Genomic DNA, 20,490 nt, shown 5'->3' with positions numbered 1-20,490 from the left:
ACCGCGATCAGCGAAGCTGACAAAGACCCTACAACCAAGGCGACAGCTTGTCGTTCAGGCGCTTGAACGCGGCTTTGCGCTCGTCATCCTCTTTCTTCTGCTTGGCGTCCTCGATCCGCTTCTTTTCGCCGTCGATCTTCTGCTGCGCGATGATCTCGGCATCGGTGCGGTCGGCGCGCCACGATTGGACGTAGATGATGGTCGGCCGTTGCCACTCGCGCTGGACGGTCGAACCCGCGGCGAAGCCCCCGACAATGACGATGCACGCCATCAGCGAGCCGAACAGGAACAGGATCTCGTATTTCTTGCGCGTGCCGAGATAGCGGCGCAGGTCGAGCAACGCGCGAAACGGATTAAAACGGCCCAGGAAATTTCCCATTACCGCAAGATAGGCGCGGGACGGCGAACAGGCCAGCCCCGCGCCCGTAACGGTCATTGCTCGTTGAGCACGAAGCGCAGGCTCATCGTCTTCCATTGCTCGATCGGCACGCCGTCCTTGGTCGCTGGCTTGAATCGCCATTTTCCCAGCGCCTGGCGCTGCGCCGCGGCGAAGAAGGCGTCCGATGCCGCCGACACCTTCTCGACCTGCTTCACCCGGCCGTCGGTGCCGACCAGCACGCGGAGCACGACTCGGCCGCTATTGCCGGCGCGCTGCTCCTCGGGCGGATAAGGCGGCTGGAGCAGGTTCTGGTAGCGCGGATCGATGAACGCATCGACCATGACCGGCTTGGCGACCACGACCGGCGTGAGCACAGGGCCGGGATCGGGCGCCTTGCCAACGGTTGGTTCGGTCAGCGGCGGCGGCGGTGTCTCGGTCGTTGCAAACGTGTCCGTCGGTATCACTGGGACGGGCGGATGGGGTGGAGTATAGACCAGCTCAACCGGCGCGTCGGTCTTAGGCTGCGGCTTGGGATCAGGCGGAGGTGGCGGCTGATCGGGTGGAACAGGATAGGCTTCCAAGATTATCGTCTTTGGGATGACGTTGGTAATTTGCAGCCCCATCACCAACGCCGCGATGGGCCCCACGGTCAGTCCCAAAGCCAGCGCCATGCTGCCCGGCTTGAACGCCGGGCCTGCGCCATAACGGTCGCCATAAGTCGCCATATCGTCTCTCCTTTCACGGTCTCGGATGCCGCGACTCGGATACGATACAACATTACATTTTATGATACAAGATATCATCGGTCAGCCGGACGGGAGACGCTCCAGCGCGCGGTCGCGGCCGATCAGCGGCAGCAATGCGGCCATGTCAGGGCCGTGATCCATGCCGGTCAGCGCGCGGCGCAGCGGCAGGAACAACGGTTTGCCCTTGCGGCCGGTCGCGTCCTTGAGCGCATTGGTCAGTGCGTGCCAGGGATCGCCGGTCCAGTCGATCTCGCCGGCGATGCGGTGGGCGCTGGCCAGGAAATCGCGATCCTCGGGATCGGCGGTGGCAGAGATCGGCCCTTCAACCACGTGCCACCAATCGGCGGCGCCGGCGATGGTCGTCAAATTGGGCTGGATCGCTTCCCAGGCAGCACGATCCATCCCGGCGGGCAGGCGATCGGCGACGGCGGCGAAGTCTAGCTGATGGACGATCCGCGCATTGAGCTGGGCAAGCTCGCCTTCGTCGAACCGCGCCGGGGCGCGGCCGAAGCGCGCAAAATCAAACGCGGCGATCAATGGGGACGGATCGACGAACGGCTCGACCGGATCGCTGGTGCCGATCCGCGCGAGCAAGGCGACGATCGCCTGCGGCTCGATCCCCTCCTCGCGGAAATGCTCGACGCCGAGCGAACCGAGCCGCTTCGACAATTTGCCTTCCGCCCCCGTCAGCAAAGCGGCGTGCGCGAAGGTCGGCAGCGGCGCGTTCATCGCCGCGAACATCTGCAACTGGAGCGCGGTGTTGGAGACGTGATCCTCGCCGCGCACGACATGACTGATGCCCATCTCGACATCGTCGATGACCGAAGGCAGCATATAGAGCCACGACCCGTCGGCACGGCGGATGACCGGATCGCTCATCGTCGCGGCGTCGAAATGCTGGGGACCGCGAATCAGATCGTGCCATTCGATCGCGCCCGGATCGAGCTTGAACCGCCAATGCGGCCGCACGCCCTCGACCTCCAGCTTCGCGCGATCGGCGTCGCTGAGCGACAAGGCGGCGCGGTCATAGACCGGCGGCAGACCACGCCCGAGCAGGATCTTGCGCTTGAGCTCGAGCTCCTGCTGCGTTTCGTACGCCGGATAGATCCGTCCCGCCGCGCGCAGATCGTCGAAGCGGCGTTCGTAGAGCGCGAACCGCTCGGACTGGCGCTCCTCGTGATCCGGCGTCAGGCCGAGCCAGTCGAGGTCGGCGCGGATCGAGTCGACATAGCGCTCCTCGCTCCGCTCGACATCCGTATCGTCGATCCGGAGCACGAACCGGCCGCCGGTCGACCGCGCGAACAGCCAGTTGAGGATCGCAGTGCGAATATTGCCGATATGGAGCTTGCCGGTCGGGCTCGGCGCGAAACGGGTGACAGTCATGCCCCGCGACTTAGGGCGAGTAAGAGTAAGCGGCAATGCGCGTGCAGGATAGCGGACGTCCCCGCGCCGATCCGTCTTCCCCGACCCGGCGCTATCGCGTCGGGCTGGCGTCAGTCATAAGCGGCGCTGACATCCTGCTTGATGCCGTGGAGCCGAACGACCTGGCGCCCGACACAGACCGGCGCGGCGATCAGGCGCATCCATTTCGGCGGCCCGTTCACCGGCATGATTTCGGCATCGAGCGTGAAGCCGCGCCGGTGCTTGATGGCATAAGCGCGCAGCCCCTCCATCGCGCTGCGTGATGGCTCCGCGTACAAGGCGGCGATCTCGTCCCGCTCGAGAGCGGCGCCGCGCGGCAGGCCGAACAGGTCGAACACGCCGTCCGTCCAGCTCAACGTATTTCCGTCGAGATTGCAGTCCCATAGCCCTATGCCATGCGCCGCCAGGAACTCGGGATGAAGGTCGGATGCAACCAGCGTATCGCCTGGCTCGTCAAGCAGGCATCCGAGGTCGAAACGCTGATGCTGCTCGAACAGGGGCCAGCTATGGGTCAAGGGCAAGGCATAGCTCACGCTCGTCGGGCTCCGTTGCGGCAGGCCAGGATTGGCCGCGTCGATAGTTCCACTATGATACTGAAAATATGTTCAATCGGTTTCGGCAACTTACCCAAAACGGCAGATCGAACCGGGACCCGCGGGGCGTCACTCTGAAGCGCAATTGCCGACCCACACGGGTTGATCTGCTTCCGACCCGATCATGGACATTGCGTTATGCGGCGGGCAAGTTCGGAAGTGGCCGCACTTGGGGGTGCGTTGATGAATTCGACGGTCGGGTCGCGATCTGGAGTCCTCATGGCGAACGCTTTTTCGCACGGCATTGTTCACGAAGCAGGGGACGACCTTCAAGCGGCGGTGAGCTCGGATCCGAAGGTCCTTGCGCTTTGGCAAAGCCTGACACCGCTCGGTCGAAATGAGTTCATCTGCTGGGTTGATGACGCGAAGCAGCCAACGACGCGCCAACGCCGCATTCAAAGAACCTGTGAAGAACTATTGGAGGGGAAGAAGCGACCCTGCTGCTGGGTGGGTTGTATTCATCGCACCGACAAGGCGCCAAGCCGATGGCAACAAGCCGTCTCGATCGATCAGAAGGGAAAGAACGGTGGATAAGCGATGTCCGGTTGGCACGTTCCCCGGAGCCAGACCGCATTCGATCAGTTGACACCGCCCGAAGCAAAACGGGCAACCCCGTCGCGGCGGAGCCGCGCCGTCGGTCGGAGGCCTTCGGCTCCGCCGGCCGGGGTCGCGCTGACTCGCGGAATAGCGCGGCTATTCCGCTGCGCGACCCTTGAACCCCTGCGCCACCACGAACCACTCGACCGAGCCTTTGCGGCTCGACGGCGGCTTGGCGTGTTTCACCGTCGCGAAATTGCGCTTCATCTCGGCGACCAGCGCCGAATCGGCACCACCGGCGAAGACCTTCGAGACGAAGGTGCCGCCGGGCTTGAGCACGTCGATCGCGAAGGCCAAGGCGGTTTCGACCAGCGCCATCGTCCGTAACGCATCGGTCTGCGGATGGCCGACCGTGTTCGCCGCCATGTCCGAGATCACCAGGTCGGGCGCGCCGCCCAGTTCCTCGATCAGCCGTCCGGGCGCCGCATCGTCCATGAAATCCATCTGCAGGATCGTGACGCCCTCGATCGGATCGACCGGCAACAGGTCGATCCCGACGATCGCCGCCTTGGGCACCTTGCGCCGGATCACTTGCGACCAGCCGCCCGGCGCGAGCCCGAGGTCGACCACGCGGCTCGCACCCTTCAGGAACCCGAACTTCTCGTCGAGTTCGAGCAATTTGTACGCCGCGCGGCTGCGATAGCCCTCGGCCTTGGCGCGCTTGACGTACGGGTCGTTCAACTGCCGCTCGAGCCAGCGCGTCGATTGCGGAGTGCGATTGCGCGAGGTGCGCACGCGGGTATGGCCGCCACCGCCGCCTCTCATGGCCGTTGCGCTCCCATCAGGCGGCGCAAGATGCCTTCGCGGATGCCGCGATCGGCGACTCCCAATCGCTCGGCCGGCCACAGATCGAGGATCGATTCGAGGATCGCGCAGCCTGCCACGACCAAATCGGCGCGCTCGCCGCCGATGCACGGGAAGCGCGACCGCTCGGCCACCGACATGCTCGACAATTCGGCCGAGATGCGGCGCATCGATTCGGTCGGGACGATCAGCCCGTCGACCTTGGCGCGGTCATAATGGTCGAGTTCGAGGAACACGCTGGCCAAAGTAGTGACGGTACCGCTGGTGCCGAGCAGCCGCGGCGCCTCCAAATTCGCTGGGACGCGCTTGGCAAAGGCTGCGAAGCTCTCGGTCGCGAGCGCCCGCATCCGCGCGTAGGATTCGCCCAGCGCCTCGGCGGTGTCGCCGCCGCCGGCATGTTCGGTCAGCGACACCACGCCCCAGCGCGCCGAATGCCAGTCGAGCACGCGCGGATGATCGCCCGACAGGTCGATCAGCACCAATTCGGTCGATCCGCCGCCAATGTCGAAGATCAGCGCCGGTCCCTCGCCCGGCTCCATCAGCGCATGGCAGCCGAGCACCGCCAGCCGCGCCTCTTCCTCGGGCGAGATGATGTCGAGCCGGATACCGGTCTCGCGATAGGCGCGCTCGATGAATTCGGCGCCGTTGGCCGCCTGGCGGCACGCCTCGGTCGCGACCGAGCGCGCGACGAGGACGTTGCGGCGGCGCAGCTTGTCGGCGCAGATCCTCAAGGCGGCGATGGTGCGGTCGATCGCGGCGTCGGACAGCCGCCCGCTCGAGGCGAGTCCCTCGCCCAGCCGCACGATGCGCGAAAAGGCGTCGACCACGGCAAAGCCGTTACCCTGCGGCCGCGCGATCAGCAGGCGGCAATTGTTGGTGCCGAGATCGAGCGCGGCGTAATGCGGCGCATCGCCCCAGCGCTTGGTCGGGATTGGGGCCGGACGGGCGGCGGGCTTGCCCTTCGGGGCGGCGCGCTGCCGGTGCGGCATATTGGCGGGAACGTCCCCCATGCCGTCGAAACTCTTATGTTCTTGCGGTCCGGCCCATAGCCCTCCGCTGCTTGATGCCGAGCCTAACCGAACTGGCGCGATGCGACAAGCGAGCCGCCACGCCGGGCGATCCCGCACCCTCCGCAAGGCCTTGACCGGTCGCGCGAGCCCGCCTAGAGCCCGCCGCCTGTTGCCCCGTCGTCTAGAGGTAAGTTTTTGGGCGATCCAGCAATTTCAACTACTTAAGTTGCAGACTTTGTGCGACATTGCGGTTGCCGTGGTATTTTGTCGCACGGCATGATGATCCAAATTGGCCAGAACTGCTTGACTGCGGACTCCTGATCTCCGATTCCCACAATCCCGACCGGCGAAGGGAGGCCGAGTGGAGCATAAGCGACTAGAGGCGGACCCATTGCTCGCAGGCTTTTACAGCCCCAGCGATGCCGCTCGCCTTATTGGGGTCGTGGGTACAGCGAAACTTCGTGGCTGGTTGAATGGCTGGCCGAATAGCTCCAGCGGACCAATCATCGATCGAGACTTCCAGAATTCCAGGACCATCAGCTTCTTGGACTTGATGGAGTTGAGATTTATTGAAGCATTCCGTCGCCAGGGCGTGACCATGCCAACCCTTCGTAAGGCAGCTGCCAAGGCCCGCGTCGAATGGTCGGCCGATCATCCTTTTGCCCTGTCGCGCGCACGCTATCTCACTGATCGTCGCACTGTATTTGCACAAGTCGCTGAGGCCGAGAATGATCGGGTGACCTGGGATTTGGCGTCTGGCCAACACGAAATGTGGGACGTGATCGAGGCTACAATCGAAAAAGGGGTGATTTTCGACCCTCAGTCAGACCTTGCGCGCCGATGGGCTCCTCACCCGGATGAATTTCCGGAGGTGTGGCTGGACCCCGCTGTCGCGTTCGGTAAGCCAGCTCTCCACGAGCAGCGTGTTCCAACCGCTGCCATTCACAGAATGTGGAAGGCGGAACGCGGTAATATTGCGAGAGTGGCCGCCGCGTTTGCCATTTCCGAAAGTGCTGCGCGCGAAGCGGTAGATTACGAGATCAAGTCTGCGCCTTGAGGATACGGGCCGACGAGCACATCGCCCCAGCGATCGTGGACGCGATAAATGCCGTCGCCTTGGGCGATGGATTCGAGCTCACCTCTGTCCTGAAAACTGGTTTCAAGGGATCCACCGACGTCCATTGGATTACGGCGTTCGCTCAAGACGGTGGCGCTGCCATCCTTTCGGCAGATACTGACTTTCTCAAAGAGCCGCCGCAGATTGTAGCGATCGATAGGACTGGGATAAAGCTGATCCACCTTCCGTCCGGGTGGGCAAATGCCACGCTCGCCATGCAGGCAGGGCACCTACTATGTTGGTGGCGCAGAATCGAGGCTCAACTCACAGCAATGAAGGCCCGCGAGTGCTATTCGCCGCCTTACAATCTGTCTGAAGAGGGTGCGCTGAAGAAAATTCCGTTAGATTTTCAGTCAGCCCACAGGAAGCTTAAAAAGGCCAAGAAGCCCTAACCGCCTGCGCCACACCCATCGCGAAAAATGTACTCAGATCGGTAATATCGACCGCCGGTTTTTTGCGCTCCATTCCCGTCTAACGACTCGTGCGACATCTTGTCGCAGTGCGACAAAAAATTCTCAGGCCTCTCAACCCGCCTTGACCCCAGCATTTCCGCGGCTTAGGGCCCACCGCCTGTTGCCCCGTCGTCTAAAGGTAAGACTACGGACTCTGACTCCGTCAATTGAGGTTCGAATCCTCACGGGGCATCCAGCTTTTTATGCACTGTCGAACACGAACCTAAGTAGACCCATATCCAGGGTTGGCTGATGAGGCCGAAAAGCGGCCTGAAGATTCGAGCTAACAGCCCTTTACCGGCGAACAGCTATCGAGCTCCACCGGCTCGGACCAGAATTCGGAAAAACGCCCGGCACGCTCGCGCTGACGTCCCCGCCGATCTCGCGGAACGCGATAAAGTGATTGAGCCGGCCAACCGCCGCCACCAGGCGGCGGTCGCGAGAAATATCCCTGCCGAATGGCCCTGCGGGTGACCTAGCCCGGAGTTATAACGGCACCTTTGCTCCACCCAAGCGCGTCGCGTTCTCCCAGAAACGTGCATTAGGCGTGACGCCAAGCCCTGGCCCTTGCGGAAGAACGAAATGGCCGTCGGAACAGTCCAGCCGGCCATCCATGAGTGATGCCGAGTGATGAAAGATCGAGTGCTGGTATTCATGCCAGCGCAGATTGAGGACCGTGGACGACGCCAGCAAGCTTGCTGCCGCGAAAATCCCGGCGCCGATGGTTGCGTGGGGGATGATTTGGGCGTGATGCGCCTGCGCCAATTGCGCGATGCGCATGAACTGGGTGATGCCGGTATGACCCATTTCCGGCTGGACGATCGATACCGCGCGGGCGTCCAGCCTGCTGCGCGCATCGAATACAGTTCGCCATTCCTCGCCAGCGGCAATGGGGATTACCGAGTGGCGCGCGATTTCCGCTAGACCCTGGACATCCTCGGTCTTGCACGGCGCTTCGACGAACGTGAGGTCGTAGCGCGCCAGCTTGTCGATAAGCGCGATCGTCTCGGCGGGCGAATAGATCCAATGGCAATCGAGCATGATCCCGATCTCCGGACCCAAGCCTTCGCGCAGGGCTGCGATTTCCCGCTCCACGCCCTCATAGCTCACCACCGCAGCGATCTTCACCGCGCGATAGCCACGATCGACGAAGCTCTTGGCCAAATCGACCTTTTCCGCGATCGTCGGCTTCGGCAGTCCGGACACGTAGGCCGGAATGCGATCCCGATGCCGGCCGCCGAGCAGTTGTGGGAGTGACAGGCCGGTGAGCTTGCCCATCAGGTCCCACAAGGCGATATCGACTCCGGCCATCGCGTCGAGCCAGAAGCCGCCGGTATAGCCGCGCACGCGCATCAGGTCGTAAAGGTCGTCCCAGATCGCCTGGACGTCGAACGGCGAACGGCCGGCGATGATCGGAGCGATGATGTCGTCGACAAAGGCATGGATAGCGTTGGGCGCCACCAGGCCATAGGTTTCGCCCCAGCCTTCGGCGCCGGATTCCAGCGTCACACGGATGACTGCCGAACGCATCGTCTGCGGGTAGATCGTGCGATTGCCGCGCCGGACCACATAGCCGCGCTCGTTGACCGTTTCGCCTGGTCCCAACCCGCCGAGATAGCTGGCGTCCTGCGGAATGCGGACCGAGAATATGTCGATCGCCTTGATCGCGTCATCAACCATCAAATGCCCCTCCAGCGCAGCTCTAATTCATTTTCATATCTTTATTAGCAACAATATCAAGCGACGCCAGTCCATAATCGCGCTGGAAGTGTAGACGGGCCGTCGGCGCTGCGGTAGCGTCGATGGCGATGGTAGCAACGCAATCACCAGCACCGGCTGGCCGTGGAACCCGGATACGCAGCGACAAGGCGGGCGCACAGCCCAATCAAAGCCTGATCGACGGCATTACCGTACTCCAGGCCTTGGCGATCTCGACCGAGCCGGTGGGCTGCCGCGAGGTCGCGCGTCGCGTCGGGCTGGAAACGACGCGGGTCAACCGGCTGCTCAAGACGCTGACCTATCTCGGCATCGCGCGACAGACGCCGGATCGCAAATATCGGGCCGGCGCCGGCATGACCGTGCTGGCTGCCCAGAGTTTGTTCGCCTCCGGCCTGCTGCGGCGTGCTCTGCCTGCGCTCGAGGAATTGCGTCACTTCGGTCATACCGTCGCCATGGGCGTTCGCTGGCGCGACAATGTCAGTTATCTGTTCCACGCGCCGCCCAACATGCCGGCAACCGATGCGCTGGGTCGTATCGGCCTCTACCCCGCGACGCGCGGCGGCATCGGCATGGCGTTGCTCGCTACGTTGGAAGATGACGAGATTCACGAAATCTACGGCCAGGGCGAGATACCCGGCTATGCCGACATCGACGCCCTGCTGCTGGCGCTGACCGATATCCGCCGCAAGGGGTACGCCCGGTTGCGGGTCAAGGACGAGCGCGAGCAGCATACGGTGGCGATCACCGTGGGCGAGACAGCCTATGCGGCGATCGGCCTGTCGGGATGGATTCCCGAGGCCGCCATGCCGACCATGCTCGAAGCGCTGCGCGTCGCCGCGGCGGAAATCCAGGCGAGGGGTTTGGAACGCGGCGACGAGATCGCGCCAGTGGACCCGGCGCTCGATTACCGCCTCGCTGTTTAACGTTCCAACCTAGCGCGCGGCATAGGCGTCCTGCAGGCGGTCGAGCACCGTCCCAAGCTCGAGCTGGTCGGTTTCGTCGAATTCGGGGCCAGCGGCGCGCGTATAGGCGGAGGCGATCACGCTACGCCGCCGCAACACTTCCTTGGTCAGACGCCAGCGATAGACCGCCTGGATCATCAGGATCGGTAGCAACGCTTCGTATAAGCGCCAGACCTCGGCGCGGTCGCCGGCCAGGTGCGCGCGCATCAACGCGACATGGACTTCCGGAGTTTCGGCGGCGGGCATGCTGCCGATCGCACCGCGCGCGAGTTCATCGGTGATGTACCGCCCGCCAGCGCCGCCGAAAACGCCCGTGAGATGGGGCACGTCGCTCGCCAGCAATGCGCTGATGCGCTGGCCGCACGGCATGTTCTCTTCCTTGACCCAGCGAACCGCGTCGGAAGCCGCGACGATGCGCGCGACAGCGTCGGCGGCAAGCCCTAGCCCCATCGGCGTCGGCGCATTCTGCAGCATGATCGGCAATCCGGCCTGCGCACCCAGATCTTGATAGAAGCGAGACAGCGCGTCGACATCCGGCCCCAGCGCGCGTGGAGTCATCACCATCGCGGCGCTGGCACCTGCCGCCGCCCCGGCCGCGGCCAGTCGTGCACTATCGCCGACCTGATCGCTGCTGGCGCCGACGACAAACCGCACGCGACCGGCGACCGCGTCGCCGATCAGACCGATGAGATCTTCGCGCTCGTCGAGCGTCAGCAGGTCATATTCACTCGCGAGACCGGGAAAGACGAGGCCGTCGGCGCCGGAGGCAACAACATAATCGACGACCGACCGCATGCCGTCGCGATCGATCTCGCCATGGTCGTCGAAAATGGTCGGCAGCACCGGAAAAACGCCGCCGAGGGAAGACTGGCTCATTGAAATCCTATCGAAAAAGGCGGGGAGGTGGCCGAACCTACTCTCCCCGAGCGAACCAAAACGGGTGCAACGGTACGCCTCAGAACTTGGCGTTGAACCCGAGTGAGAAGCGACGCCCCTGCAGGCCGTAGAAGGAAGTCGCCTCGGGCGATTCCACATAGCGGCGCTGGATTTCGTTGGTCAGGTTCGAACCGTCGGCGAAGATCGTGAAATGGCCGAATTCATAGCGGATCGATGCGTCGACCGTCCGGAACGGCGCATAATAGATCGCCGTGCTGCCTGGCCCGACGCTGTCGAAGAATTTGTCGCGATAGTTGTACGCGACGCGCGCGCCGAAACCGTATTTCTCGTAATAGGCGACCAGATTGTAATTGACCTTCGACAGGCCCTGGAAGGGCAAAGATTGCCCCTTGCGATCGAGCAGGCTGGTCGAGCTGTCGATATACGAGAAATTGGCAACGACGCCGAACCCGTCGAGCGGCGAGGGAAGGAAATAGAATGGCGTCTGGAACAGGACCTCGACGCCCTTCACCTTGCCGCCGGCACCATTATAGGGCCGGGTGATCAGATAGCCTTCGGGCTGGCCCGGCGGCGCGACTTCGCCCGGCGGAATCTCGTAGCTTGCCTTGCTGTAGATGAAGGTCTTCACATCCTTGTAGAACGCGCCGACGGTCAACGCCGAACCCTGGGCGAAATACCATTCCAACGAGGCGTCGAACTGATCGGCGCGCAACGGCTGGAGCCGAGGGTTGCCGGCGCTGCCATTATAGGGCGTCAACCGGTTGAGCGTCAGGTTCGGCGACAGATCGATCGAGTCCGGTAGCCCCAGAACCTTGGCATAGCCCGCACGGAACAGGAGCTTGTTGGTGATCTCCAGCTTGGCGACCGCGCTGGGCAGCCAATCGACCGACTGCGTCTTCACCGTCAACGGATCGGCCAGACCGCTCGCGCGCTTGATGGCGCCATTGGCCTCGCGCGCCGTGTCGGTATAGCGCAGCCCGACATTGCCCGTCAGCGGCATCGATCCGAGCCGCGTCGCGAAATTGACCTTGGCATAAGCGGCCATCGTCTTCTCGCCGATGCGGAAGGATTGCAGCGGATCGACGAATCCGGCGGGGCACAAGCCGCTATTGGGCGCGATCGTGTTGCAGGCTCCTCCGATCGGCAGCGCCCACGCGTTCGCCGCGAGATATTTGGTCGCGATCGACGGGGCGTTGCCGCCCAGCAGGTCGGCATAGTCGCGAACGTTATAGATGGACGGACCCGACGATAGCAGGAAAGTGTTGGCGGGCGTGGTACCGGCAAAGGCGATCTGGTTCTGGACCGTCTGACGCGTCGTGGTCAGCGCCGAGTAGCGAAGGCCGGCGTCGATCTCGGAAATGAACGAGTTTTCCGGCTTGAAGGAAAAGTCGACTTTGCCGGCCGTTTCCTGAGCGGTGTTGCGGTTGAAATTGTCGAAGACGTTCGAATAGCGGAACGAGGCCGGATTGGTCGTGTCGAGACTCGCGGGGCCAGTCAGGCTGGGAATGCCGCCTTCGTTGACGTCGAAGGTGAAAGGATATTTGCTGACGCTCTGGACCCGGACGAACTCCTGGGTGACGTTCATCGTAGCGCGCGAATAATTCACCTCCGGCCTGACCGAGAAGCGCCCGTCATTCGTGCTCCACTTGAAGCCCAGGGCGCTCGTGAAGGTGTCGCTCTTGACCCTGAGCGCTTCGGCATTGCCTTGCGCCACCTGGTTGATGACGCCTGAGGTCAGGATCTCGTTCGACGAAAGCGTGTAGGAGGTATAGTCGCCGGCATTGCTGCTCAGCGGCACCGAGAACCAATCGCGCGTGCGCGAGGTCTTGAGGTGCGAGTAGGCCGCGTCGCCGTACAGCTCGAAATTGGGGCTGGGCCGCCATTGAAAGGCCCCGTTGCCGCCGATCTTCTCGCGCTTTTCGAGCAGACGCTGGAAGCGGAAATCGGCGATATAGGTGCCGGGTATCCCGTCGCCATTCGGATCGTTGGCCTTTGGATGGGCGGGCGTGTTGAACGCGGAAGTCAACGGCGTGTAACCGGTGAAGGAATTGAACGAATCCTCGTTCACCGGCTTGTTCGAATAGGTGGCGTTGAGCAGGATGCCGAAGGTGTCGTTGGCGAACGTGTTCGAATAGAGCGCCGAACCGTCATAGCCCCATCTCTTGTCCTGGTCGGAATAGACCGTGGACCCCGACACCGAGATGAGTTGCCCCGGCTTGTCGAACGGTTTGCGCGTGATGATGTCGACCGTACCGCTCAACGAGCCGTCCGTGCGGTCCGCGCCCTGCAGCTTGATGACGTCGAGTCGGCCGATCAGCTCGGAGGGAAAGAGCGAGAGCGGTCCGTAATCGGAATCGAGCACCGACGCGATGCCCGCGCCGCGGCCGTTGGGATTGATCAGCGTGCGTCCGTTGATCTCGCTGCGATTCTGGCGAAGGCCGCGGATCGACACGCTCGTCCCCTCGCCCAGCGCGCGGCGGATCTGGACGCCCGATATGCGCTGGAGCGATTCCGCGATGTTGTTGTCCGGCAGTTTCGCGACGTCGGTGGCGACGACCGAGTCCTGGAACTGATCGGTGTTGCGCTTGACCTGGAGCGCTTCGGCCAGGCTTTTGCGATAGCCGGTGACGACGATCTCCTTGTCGCCACCGCCCGCGGTATCGCCCGCCGCCTGCCCGCTTTCGGCGGAAGCCGCGACATTTGGCACGTTCGCCGCGTCCTGCGCCAACGCCGGACTACCGGCAACGATCGCGCCGAGACACACCCCGCCAAGCAAAAAGCCTGCCCTCATCGTTCCTCTCCCTGCGATTTTATCGTCTAGTGAGGAATTAATGTTGCACATTTAGCTACACGTCAACTGATTTATTCCACTGCATCCCGGCATCTCTGAGCGGAGGCGTCCAGTGAACGGCTAAATATGTTGCTATAAAGGCTCAACGGCGCGTTACCGATGCGCCGCCGTCGACCTGGTAGTCGACGCCGGTAATCCAGTCCGCATCGTCGGAGCACAGGAACAGCGCCAGCGCCGCGACGTCCTCCGGTCGCCCGATACGGCCAAGCGGATGGCGCTTGATGTTGGCGGCGATCGCCGCTTCCGGGTTCGGTTGCGCATCCATCCCGCGGCGCCAGAGCGGCGTATCGATCGATGCCGGGCGCACCGAGTTCACCCGGACGTTATCCGGTGCGAGTTCCAGCGCGAGTGTGCGCATCAGGCTGTCGAGCGCAGCCTTGGATGCCGCATAGGCTGCCAGTCCAGGTGTGGCGTAGGTCGAATTGATCGACGACACGAACAGGAAACAGCCGCGCCGCCGCGCCTGCATGCCCGGCGCAAATGCTTGCACCAAGCGCAATGCGGCGCCGACGTTCACCGCGAACATCCGCGCGAGGAAAGCCGCGTTGGTATCCATCGTCGGGCAGGCGTCGCCCATCGCGGCTGCATGTACGACGATGTCGGGTTCCAGGCCAGAGGCCCCGACCGCCTCGACCGCATGCGCCAGCGACGTCTCGTCACCAAGATCGCACAGCAAAGTCAGGTCACCCGACGGCGCCTCTACCCGATCTATCGCGATGATCCGACATCCCTCGTTCGCAAACCGCGCCGCGATCGCGCCGCCGATGCCGCCCGCGGCCCCGGTTATCATCGCGACTTGCCCGGCGAGTCGCTGTGTCATGCGAACATTCCCTTTGCTCGGAGAAGAGCGGCCAGGCGCAAGAAGCCCGCCGCGGTCAATTGGTCCCCGTCGCGCACCTCCGCGGCGCCGCCGAGATGGCGGATCGCCGCAGCGAATAGGGGGGCCACCGCCGGGGCGCCGGCTACGAGGCACGCCGCGCGCGGGGCCAGCGGCATATTCTCCCGCACATCCGATCCGATCACTATTCCCCAAAGGAAAGATGCGGCGTCGTCGGCTGGCATGCGACCGGCCTGCACATTCGATCGCGCCGCGAACAGCAGCCGGCCAAGCCCGCCTCCCTCGGCGCCGCGCACAACGCCCTCGCGGAACGCCGCTCCCTCGTTGGGGTCCGCCGCCATCAGAGGCGCGAGCACGCTGCGTTCGGCGAGCACGCTATACAGCTCGACCGTCATCGAGGTGTGGAATTGCGTGATCTGCTTGCCATCATGCGCCAGCCATTTACCGTGCATGCCCGGCACCGACAGGAACAGCCCTGCCCGGCCCCCGGATTGCTCCAACGCCCCGCTTGCCGCCACTTCTTCGCCGCGCAGCACGTCGGGATCGCCGAAGCGTTGCTCGCACGCCAGGCCGGGCAAAAAGATGACGGCATTATTGCCGATCAGGCCAGCCACCGCGCCATCGGCAATCGCTCCGAGACCGGCGGGGCAATCGACCCGCGCGATCTCCTCCCACCCCATCGCCGATCCGATCATGCCGCTCACCAGCAAAGGACCGCGAGGATGGGGCCAACGCGCCCGCAGTCGGTCGACATGCTCGATGATTCGGTCTCGACCCAAATCCGCCAGCCGCACGGCTTCGACATACGTATCGAGCGTGTCCCCATCGCGCCCAAGCAGGCGGGCTCGCAATTGTGCGGTGCCCCATTCGACAGCGATCAGGTCGTGGCTCATGTTGCAGTCTCGCGGTCGAGCATCGACCGGCCGGTCGTCGCCAGAAAGGCCGCCAGCAACCCCAGCGGATAAGCGATCGCGATCACCAGGAACATCGGCCGATAGGTCATGGTCGCTACCAATGCGCCGACGAGTTGCGTCGTGACGATCGTGGCCAGGCCGCCGATGATCCCGTTCACCGCCATCACTTTCCCGATATGCCGCCCCGGGTACAAATCCACGCACAAAGCGGTCTGGTTGGTTACCCAGGCGGTATGAACCAGCGCCACCAATGCGCCGAGCGCGAGGCTGATCCAGACGGCGGGCGCCAACGCATTGAAAGCGCCGATCGGCGCGATCACGGCGACGAGCGCCATCGTAGCGACCCGAGCGCGAGCCGGTCGCATGCCGCGCCTCACCAATGCGCCCGAAACCATTCCGCCGAGCACCGAACCGATCCCCGCCGACGCGTAGACGACCCAGCTCAACCGGCCCATTTCGGCGACGGTCAGCCCTCGTTCCTCGGTCAGATATTTGGGAAACCAGAACAGGTAGAAGAACCAGACCGGGTTGGTGAGTGCGTTGCCGATCGCGATCAGCCACACCCCGCGGGTGCGAAGGACCGCGCCCCATTCCGCCGGCGCGGGACCGGCGCGCTGCTCCGGCATCGCAAGCATGTCGACCGGGCCGATACGATGGGGACGATAGATAATCTGCCAGACGCCGAGCCAGGTCAGCCCGATCGCTCCCGTCACGACGAACGTCGCTCGCCATCCCACCGTGATCAATAGAGTCGTGACCAGAATCGGCGCCAGCGCCGCCCCGAAATGCGCGGCGGACGAATAGATGCCGATCGCCAGCGCACGCTCGCGATTCGGAAACCATTCCTGGACGAGCTTGGGCGACGCGATCCAGCCGCCGGCCTCTGCGATCCCGAGCGCGAAACGCGTGGCGGCAAGCTGCCATATGTTTCCCGCCATGCCCGACAGCGCGCTGGCAAGCGACCACCAGCCGACGAACAACACCATCGAGCGCCGGGCGCCCAGCCGGTCGACGATCAGCGCGGAGATCAATCCGCCGATCGTATAGGCAGCAAGAAAGGCGTTCACGAGGGTGGCGTAGCCGACATCGCTGATCCGCAGCTGACCCTGGATGGTACCCGCCATCAGCGCCAGCGTTTGGCGGTCGACATAATTGAGCACGGCTGCAGCCGCGAGCATTGCTACCACAAACCAGCGAAAACGCGGCCAGCGCTGTCCCGGCGTTGCTGCCATCATCTCTCCCCGCGCCGGCCCATCATTGCCAAGGCTTTATCTGCTCGATAGCTAGAGCCGTGTATCCTTTATAGCAACATATTTAGTCAAAGCAGGGAGACGCGCGGTGCATATGGTACAAAGGATGGCCGCATACATATCATGGCCCGTCGGCGCCTCGCTCGCCGAATGCCCCGTCTGGATCCCGGAAGCGCGGCTGCTCGCGTGGGTCGATATTCTCGGTCCGACCTATAATTTGCTGGACCCGACCACCGGTATCAATCGCTCCTTCCCCGTCCATGCGAAAATCGGCTCGGCGGCACCGTTCGGCGCGGAAGAGGCGATCCTGGCGCTCGAAGACGGTCTGTGGCTTTTCCGCCAAGGCCGGACCCTCGATCCATTGCCATCGCCCGACATGACGGACGTGCATTTCAACGACGGGAAGCGCGATCCGGCCGGGCGGTTCTGGGTAGGCACGCGCGCGACCGATGGATCACCCGGAGGCGGCGCCTTGTATCGCGTCGATCAAGAGGGCCGCGTCACCCGTATGGACGCGGACTTCGACGTTCCGAACGGCATGGGCTGGAGCGCGAACGGACGATATTTTTATCTGGTCGATACGGTGCCACGGCTGCTCTATCGCTACGATTTCGATCTCGCGAGCGGCACGATTTCCAACCGGGTGATATTGCACCGGTTCGAAAACCTTCCCGGCAAGCCGGATGGCATTGCGGTGGGCAGCAACGGCGACATCTGGTGTTCGATGTGGGACGGTGGCGGCATTGCGGTCCTTTCGCCGGACGGAGCGCAAGTCGGCTGGTTCCCCACGCCTTGCCAGCGGCCGACGAGTTGTGCCTTCGGCGGCGGTGACCTACGCACCTTATTCGTCACCACGGCCGCTCACGGCCTCGATCCGATCGATGCGCGGTTCGGCGAAGCCGGCAACATTCTCGTATTTGGTACCGAACCCAGAAGCGTCCCTGGACGAGGGTTCGCGTCCACTAACCTATAGATTGGCGTTGCCCTTAAGGCAGCCGTTTGGCGGGTAATTGCGCCCCAAAGTACATGTTGCGTGCCTGCGGGGCTCGGATGATCGTGAACAACGCTCGTCCGTAGATCAGCGCAAGTCAACAAGAAGCGGGAGACGAACACGCATGGCGCCGCCGACATCCGGGAGCGCCGCGCCGGTGCACAAGCGGCTGATCCTGGCGAACCCTCGAGGATGTTGCGCCGGCGTCGAGCACGCCATTGCCGCCATGGAACACGCCATCGACTATTACCGGCCGCCCGTTCTCGTACGGCATATCATTCACAACCAGGCGGGCGTCGACCGCCGCGAGGCGAAACAACGAAGATTCAGGACCATCGACACGGCAATTGCTGGCGGTCAATCGCGCATCGGCATGGCTGCGATCAAAGCCCCAACGGGCGGCACGCATACGGCGTTCGACGGGCCGCGCGCGCCCGGCATATTCTTGATGCCGCCGCACTTTCGCCTGGCGGAAGCAGGGCATAGCTTGCAATGACCACACTCATCCCGGTGCTCGGCGACCAGCTGTGCCACGATCTCGCCTCGCTGCGCGGAATCGCCAAGGCCGACGCAGTGGTGTTGATGATGGAGGTCGCCGACGAGACGACCTACGTCCGTCATCATAAGCGTAAGATTGCGCTGATATTATCGGCGATGCGTCACTTCGCCGAGGAGTTGAGGTCCGCCGGCTGGCGTGTCGACTACGTTGCCCTCGATGATGCCGGCAACTCGGGCAGCTTCACCGGCGAGACGAAACGCGCGATCGAACGACATCGCGCGACCGCGATCCGGATAGTCGAAGCCGGCGAATGGCGGGTGAAGATTGCCATCGACGGCTGGGCCAAAGCTTTCGGTGTCCCGGTCCAGATCCTGCCTGACGACCGCTTCATCTGTTCGACCTTGGAGTTCCAGACCTGGGCTCAGGCGCGCAACGAACTGACGATGGAGTTCTTCTATCGAGAGATGCGCCGCAAGACCGGTCTGCTGATGACCTCCGATGGCAAGCCCGAAGGCGGTCAGTGGAACTTCGACAAGGACAACCGCGCGCCGCCCAAGCGGGGCGTGAATTACCCCGAGCCGATGCACTTCACTCCCGACAAGATCACGAATGACGTGGTGTCGATGGTGGCCGACCGCTTTGGCAGTCATTTCGGCCGCCTCGATGGCTTCGCTCTACCGGTAACCGCCGGGCAGGCGCGGCGCGCGCTTGGGCATTTTGTCCGCACCGCGTTGCCGGAATTCGGCACCTATCAAGACGCGATGGTCACCGGACAGGACTGGCTCTTTCACAGCTGGCTCAGCCCAGCCATCAATCTAGGCCTGCTGACCCCGCTCGAGGTGGCCAATGCTGCCGCCGACCCCTACGCCGCAGGGCTCGTGCCGCTGAATTCCGCGGAAGGCTTCATCAGGCAGATCATCGGCTGGCGCGAATATGTCCGCGGCTATTATTGGCTGGAGATGCCCGAGGTCGCAGAGGCCAACGCCTTGAACGCGACCCGCCCTCTGCCCGAATTCTACTGGACCGGCGACACGGACATGGTCTGCCTGGCAGAGGCGATCCGCAATACGCGCGACCATGGCTACGCCCATCACATTCAGCGACTGATGGTGCTCGGCAACTTCGCCATGCTGGCCGGGGTGCGGCCGCAGGAGGTCGCCGACTGGTTTCTGATAGTCTATCTCGACGCATATGAATGGGTCGAGCTGCCCAATGTGATCGGCATGAGCCAACACGCCGATGCCGGCCGGCTAGCGACCAAACCCTATGCCGGCGGGGGCGCCTATATCAATCGCATGTCGGATCACTGCGCGCGCTGCCGCTACGACGTAAAGAAGAAGACCGGACCCGACGCCTGTCCGTTCAACGCGCTCTATTGGGACTTTCTCGCCCGGCACGAACGCCGGTTTCGTCGCAATCGGCGCATGGTCCAGATGTATTCGAGCTGGGATCGCATGACGCCGGAAATGCGCGACGCATACCGAGCGAGCGCAGCGGCGTTCCTCGCGCAGCTTGAACCTGCGGCGGCAGGCTGGGCGCGCTGACATCGCCGCGTGGAGCGGCAAGGCCGAGCATCAGCGACGCCGATATTTGTTGAGGGTGGTGCATGAAGAAACTTGGCCGCGATATCTCCGATTCCGGACATCAGCACCATTGGCGGCTTCGATATCATGCGGTTGGAGAGCGCTCATGACCAACCGTCGCGCTGTCGTGTGGGGGGCGTCGGGCGGCGTCGGCCGGGCGTTCGTCGAGGCGCTGGTCGCCTCGGGTGAATTCGGGACCATTTATGCCGGCAGTCGATCTCCCGGCGACGAGGCGGAAGGGACCGTTCGGCCGTTCGCCTTCGACCTGCTCGACGAAGCGTCGATCGCCGCGGGAGCGCGGTCGATTGCGGCGGGCGGACCTATCGATCTGACCGTAATCGCCACGGGAATGCTGCACGACGGACAGATGGTGCGCCCCGAAAAGAGCTTCGCCGCGCTCACTGCCGACGCCATGGTCGCCGCCTATCGCATCAACGCCGTTGGCCCGGCCCTCATCGCAAAGCATATGATCGACGCGCTCCCCAGGGCCCGCCGTAGCGTCGTCGCAGCGCTCTCCGCGCGCGTCGGGTCGATCGGCGACAATCGGCTGGGCGGGTGGCATAGCTACCGCGCTTCGAAAGCGGCGATGAACATGGTGCTCGCGAACCTGGCGATCGAGCTCCGCCGCACGCGCCCGCACGCCATCGCGATCGGACTGCATCCGGGCACCGTCGATACCCGCTTGTCAGCGCCTTTCCGGAGGAACTTGTCCAGCGGTCAACTTGCCTCGCCGGCCGAGAGCGTGCGACGCCTGATGGCGGTCATCGCGAGGTTGGACGAGTCGAGCTCGGGCAAGGTGTTGTCATGGGATGGCAGCGAAATCCTGCCCTGAAAGGTCATACCGAGCAGCTCGGGCTCCCAAAGGT

The 20,490-nt window shown here is 63.5% G+C and carries 20 protein-coding genes and 1 tRNA gene; 9 read left to right on the top strand and 12 right to left on the bottom strand.

What is annotated here, in order from left to right; all coding sequences use genetic code 11:
* Positions 1-28: 28 nt before the first annotated feature.
* The 4 genes from SPR01S_RS08495 to SPR01S_RS08480 all read right to left on the bottom strand — a co-directional run bounded on the left by SPR01S_RS08495 (position 29) and on the right by SPR01S_RS08480 (position 3,080).
* Complete coding sequence (locus SPR01S_RS08495; RefSeq protein WP_157082082.1) at positions 29-436, bottom strand: hypothetical protein; 408 nt, start codon at positions 434-436, stop codon at positions 29-31.
* Positions 433-1,104 carry an energy transducer TonB gene (locus tag SPR01S_RS08490; RefSeq protein WP_066587924.1) on the bottom strand — a complete coding sequence of 224 codons (672 nt, stop codon included), beginning with the start codon at positions 1,102-1,104 and terminating at the stop codon, positions 433-435. The genes SPR01S_RS08495 and SPR01S_RS08490 overlap by 4 nt, the downstream gene beginning before the upstream one ends.
* Before the next feature lie 81 nt (positions 1,105-1,185).
* Complete coding sequence (locus SPR01S_RS08485) at positions 1,186-2,508, bottom strand: glutamate--tRNA ligase (protein WP_066587921.1); 1,323 nt, start codon at positions 2,506-2,508, stop codon at positions 1,186-1,188.
* A gap of 110 nt (positions 2,509-2,618) precedes the next feature.
* Entirely contained in the window at positions 2,619-3,080 is a 462-nt protein-coding gene (locus SPR01S_RS08480) for a hypothetical protein (RefSeq protein WP_245661923.1), read from the bottom strand.
* Between the two features lie 279 nt (positions 3,081-3,359).
* Between SPR01S_RS08480 and SPR01S_RS21180 the strand changes: the two genes are divergently transcribed.
* Complete coding sequence (locus SPR01S_RS21180; RefSeq protein ID WP_084251055.1) at positions 3,360-3,674, top strand: YdeI/OmpD-associated family protein; 315 nt, start codon at positions 3,360-3,362, stop codon at positions 3,672-3,674.
* Positions 3,675-3,833: 159 nt separating this feature from the next.
* Here the strand turns inward: SPR01S_RS21180 and SPR01S_RS08475 are convergent, their stop codons facing one another.
* Both SPR01S_RS08475 and SPR01S_RS08470 read right to left on the bottom strand, forming a co-directional pair.
* The gene (locus SPR01S_RS08475; protein WP_066587919.1) at positions 3,834-4,502 is read right to left on the bottom strand and encodes an RlmE family RNA methyltransferase; all 669 of its coding nucleotides are present in this window, start codon (positions 4,500-4,502) and stop codon (positions 3,834-3,836) included.
* Positions 4,499-5,551 (bottom strand): Ppx/GppA phosphatase family protein, encoded by a 1,053-nt coding sequence (locus SPR01S_RS08470; RefSeq protein ID WP_245661922.1) that lies wholly within the window; start codon positions 5,549-5,551, stop codon positions 4,499-4,501. The genes SPR01S_RS08475 and SPR01S_RS08470 overlap by 4 nt, the downstream gene beginning before the upstream one ends.
* 361 nt (positions 5,552-5,912) lie before the next feature.
* On the opposite strand from SPR01S_RS08470, the gene SPR01S_RS08465 reads away from it, so the two are divergent.
* From SPR01S_RS08465 to SPR01S_RS08455, 3 genes are all read left to right on the top strand, one after another.
* Complete coding sequence (locus SPR01S_RS08465) at positions 5,913-6,608, top strand: hypothetical protein (RefSeq protein ID WP_066587917.1); 696 nt, start codon at positions 5,913-5,915, stop codon at positions 6,606-6,608.
* A 35-nt stretch (positions 6,609-6,643) separates the two neighbouring features.
* On the top strand, positions 6,644-7,060 hold the full coding sequence (locus SPR01S_RS22175; protein ID WP_169803404.1) for a PIN-like domain-containing protein: 417 nt from the start codon (positions 6,644-6,646) through the stop codon (positions 7,058-7,060).
* Between the two features lie 182 nt (positions 7,061-7,242).
* Positions 7,243-7,316: transfer RNA gene (locus tag SPR01S_RS08455), tRNA-Gln, on the top strand.
* A 290-nt stretch (positions 7,317-7,606) separates the two neighbouring features.
* Here the strand turns inward: SPR01S_RS08455 and SPR01S_RS08450 are convergent.
* Positions 7,607-8,800 (bottom strand): mandelate racemase/muconate lactonizing enzyme family protein, encoded by a 1,194-nt coding sequence (locus SPR01S_RS08450; RefSeq protein WP_066587913.1) that lies wholly within the window; start codon positions 8,798-8,800, stop codon positions 7,607-7,609.
* Positions 8,801-8,922: 122 nt separating this feature from the next.
* Here SPR01S_RS08450 and SPR01S_RS08445 point away from each other — a divergent pair, with 122 nt between their 5' ends.
* Positions 8,923-9,762, top strand: coding sequence for an IclR family transcriptional regulator (locus tag SPR01S_RS08445; RefSeq protein WP_245661921.1), 840 nt, complete (start codon positions 8,923-8,925; stop codon positions 9,760-9,762).
* 9 nt (positions 9,763-9,771) lie between these two features.
* Here the strand turns inward: SPR01S_RS08445 and SPR01S_RS08440 are convergent, their stop codons facing one another.
* The 5 genes from SPR01S_RS08440 to SPR01S_RS08420 form a co-directional block, all read right to left on the bottom strand.
* Complete coding sequence (locus SPR01S_RS08440) at positions 9,772-10,677, bottom strand: dihydrodipicolinate synthase family protein (protein ID WP_066587911.1); 906 nt, start codon at positions 10,675-10,677, stop codon at positions 9,772-9,774.
* A gap of 79 nt (positions 10,678-10,756) precedes the next feature.
* Positions 10,757-13,489 carry a TonB-dependent receptor gene (locus SPR01S_RS08435; RefSeq protein WP_169803403.1) on the bottom strand — a complete coding sequence of 911 codons (2,733 nt, stop codon included), beginning with the start codon at positions 13,487-13,489 and terminating at the stop codon, positions 10,757-10,759.
* Between the two features lie 142 nt (positions 13,490-13,631).
* Positions 13,632-14,369 (bottom strand): SDR family NAD(P)-dependent oxidoreductase, encoded by a 738-nt coding sequence (locus SPR01S_RS08430; protein ID WP_066587907.1) that lies wholly within the window; start codon positions 14,367-14,369, stop codon positions 13,632-13,634.
* Positions 14,366-15,280, bottom strand: a complete 915-nt coding sequence (locus tag SPR01S_RS08425; protein WP_066587901.1) for a 2-dehydro-3-deoxygalactonokinase — start codon at positions 15,278-15,280, stop codon at positions 14,366-14,368. The genes SPR01S_RS08430 and SPR01S_RS08425 overlap by 4 nt, the downstream gene beginning before the upstream one ends.
* The gene (locus tag SPR01S_RS08420) at positions 15,277-16,533 is read right to left on the bottom strand and encodes an MFS transporter (RefSeq protein WP_169803402.1); all 1,257 of its coding nucleotides are present in this window, start codon (positions 16,531-16,533) and stop codon (positions 15,277-15,279) included. Before SPR01S_RS08420 ends, SPR01S_RS08425 begins: the two co-directional genes overlap by 4 nt.
* A 124-nt stretch (positions 16,534-16,657) precedes the next feature.
* On the opposite strand from SPR01S_RS08420, the gene SPR01S_RS08415 reads away from it, so the two are divergent.
* The 4 genes from SPR01S_RS08415 to SPR01S_RS08400 all read left to right on the top strand — a co-directional run bounded on the left by SPR01S_RS08415 (position 16,658) and on the right by SPR01S_RS08400 (position 20,456).
* Positions 16,658-17,524, top strand: coding sequence for an SMP-30/gluconolactonase/LRE family protein (locus tag SPR01S_RS08415; RefSeq protein ID WP_169803401.1), 867 nt, complete (start codon positions 16,658-16,660; stop codon positions 17,522-17,524).
* 142 nt (positions 17,525-17,666) lie between these two features.
* A complete protein-coding gene (locus tag SPR01S_RS08410) occupies positions 17,667-18,038 on the top strand; it encodes a hypothetical protein (RefSeq protein WP_157082077.1) in 372 nt (123 codons plus the stop codon).
* On the top strand, positions 18,035-19,585 hold the full coding sequence (locus SPR01S_RS08405; RefSeq protein WP_066587890.1) for a cryptochrome/photolyase family protein: 1,551 nt from the start codon (positions 18,035-18,037) through the stop codon (positions 19,583-19,585). Before SPR01S_RS08410 ends, SPR01S_RS08405 begins: the two co-directional genes overlap by 4 nt.
* A gap of 145 nt (positions 19,586-19,730) precedes the next feature.
* Positions 19,731-20,456: an SDR family NAD(P)-dependent oxidoreductase gene (locus SPR01S_RS08400; RefSeq protein ID WP_066587887.1), complete on the top strand. Its 726-nt coding sequence runs from the start codon at positions 19,731-19,733 to the stop codon at positions 20,454-20,456.
* Positions 20,457-20,490: the final 34 nt, after the last annotated feature.

The sequence above is a fragment of the Sphingomonas pruni NBRC 15498 genome (genome assembly GCF_001598455.1).
In the GTDB taxonomy this organism is placed as follows: Bacteria; Pseudomonadota; Alphaproteobacteria; order Sphingomonadales; family Sphingomonadaceae; genus Sphingomonas; species Sphingomonas pruni.
Note: the sequence above shows the minus strand (reverse complement) of the source record. Positions and strands in the feature narration are given on the sequence as shown.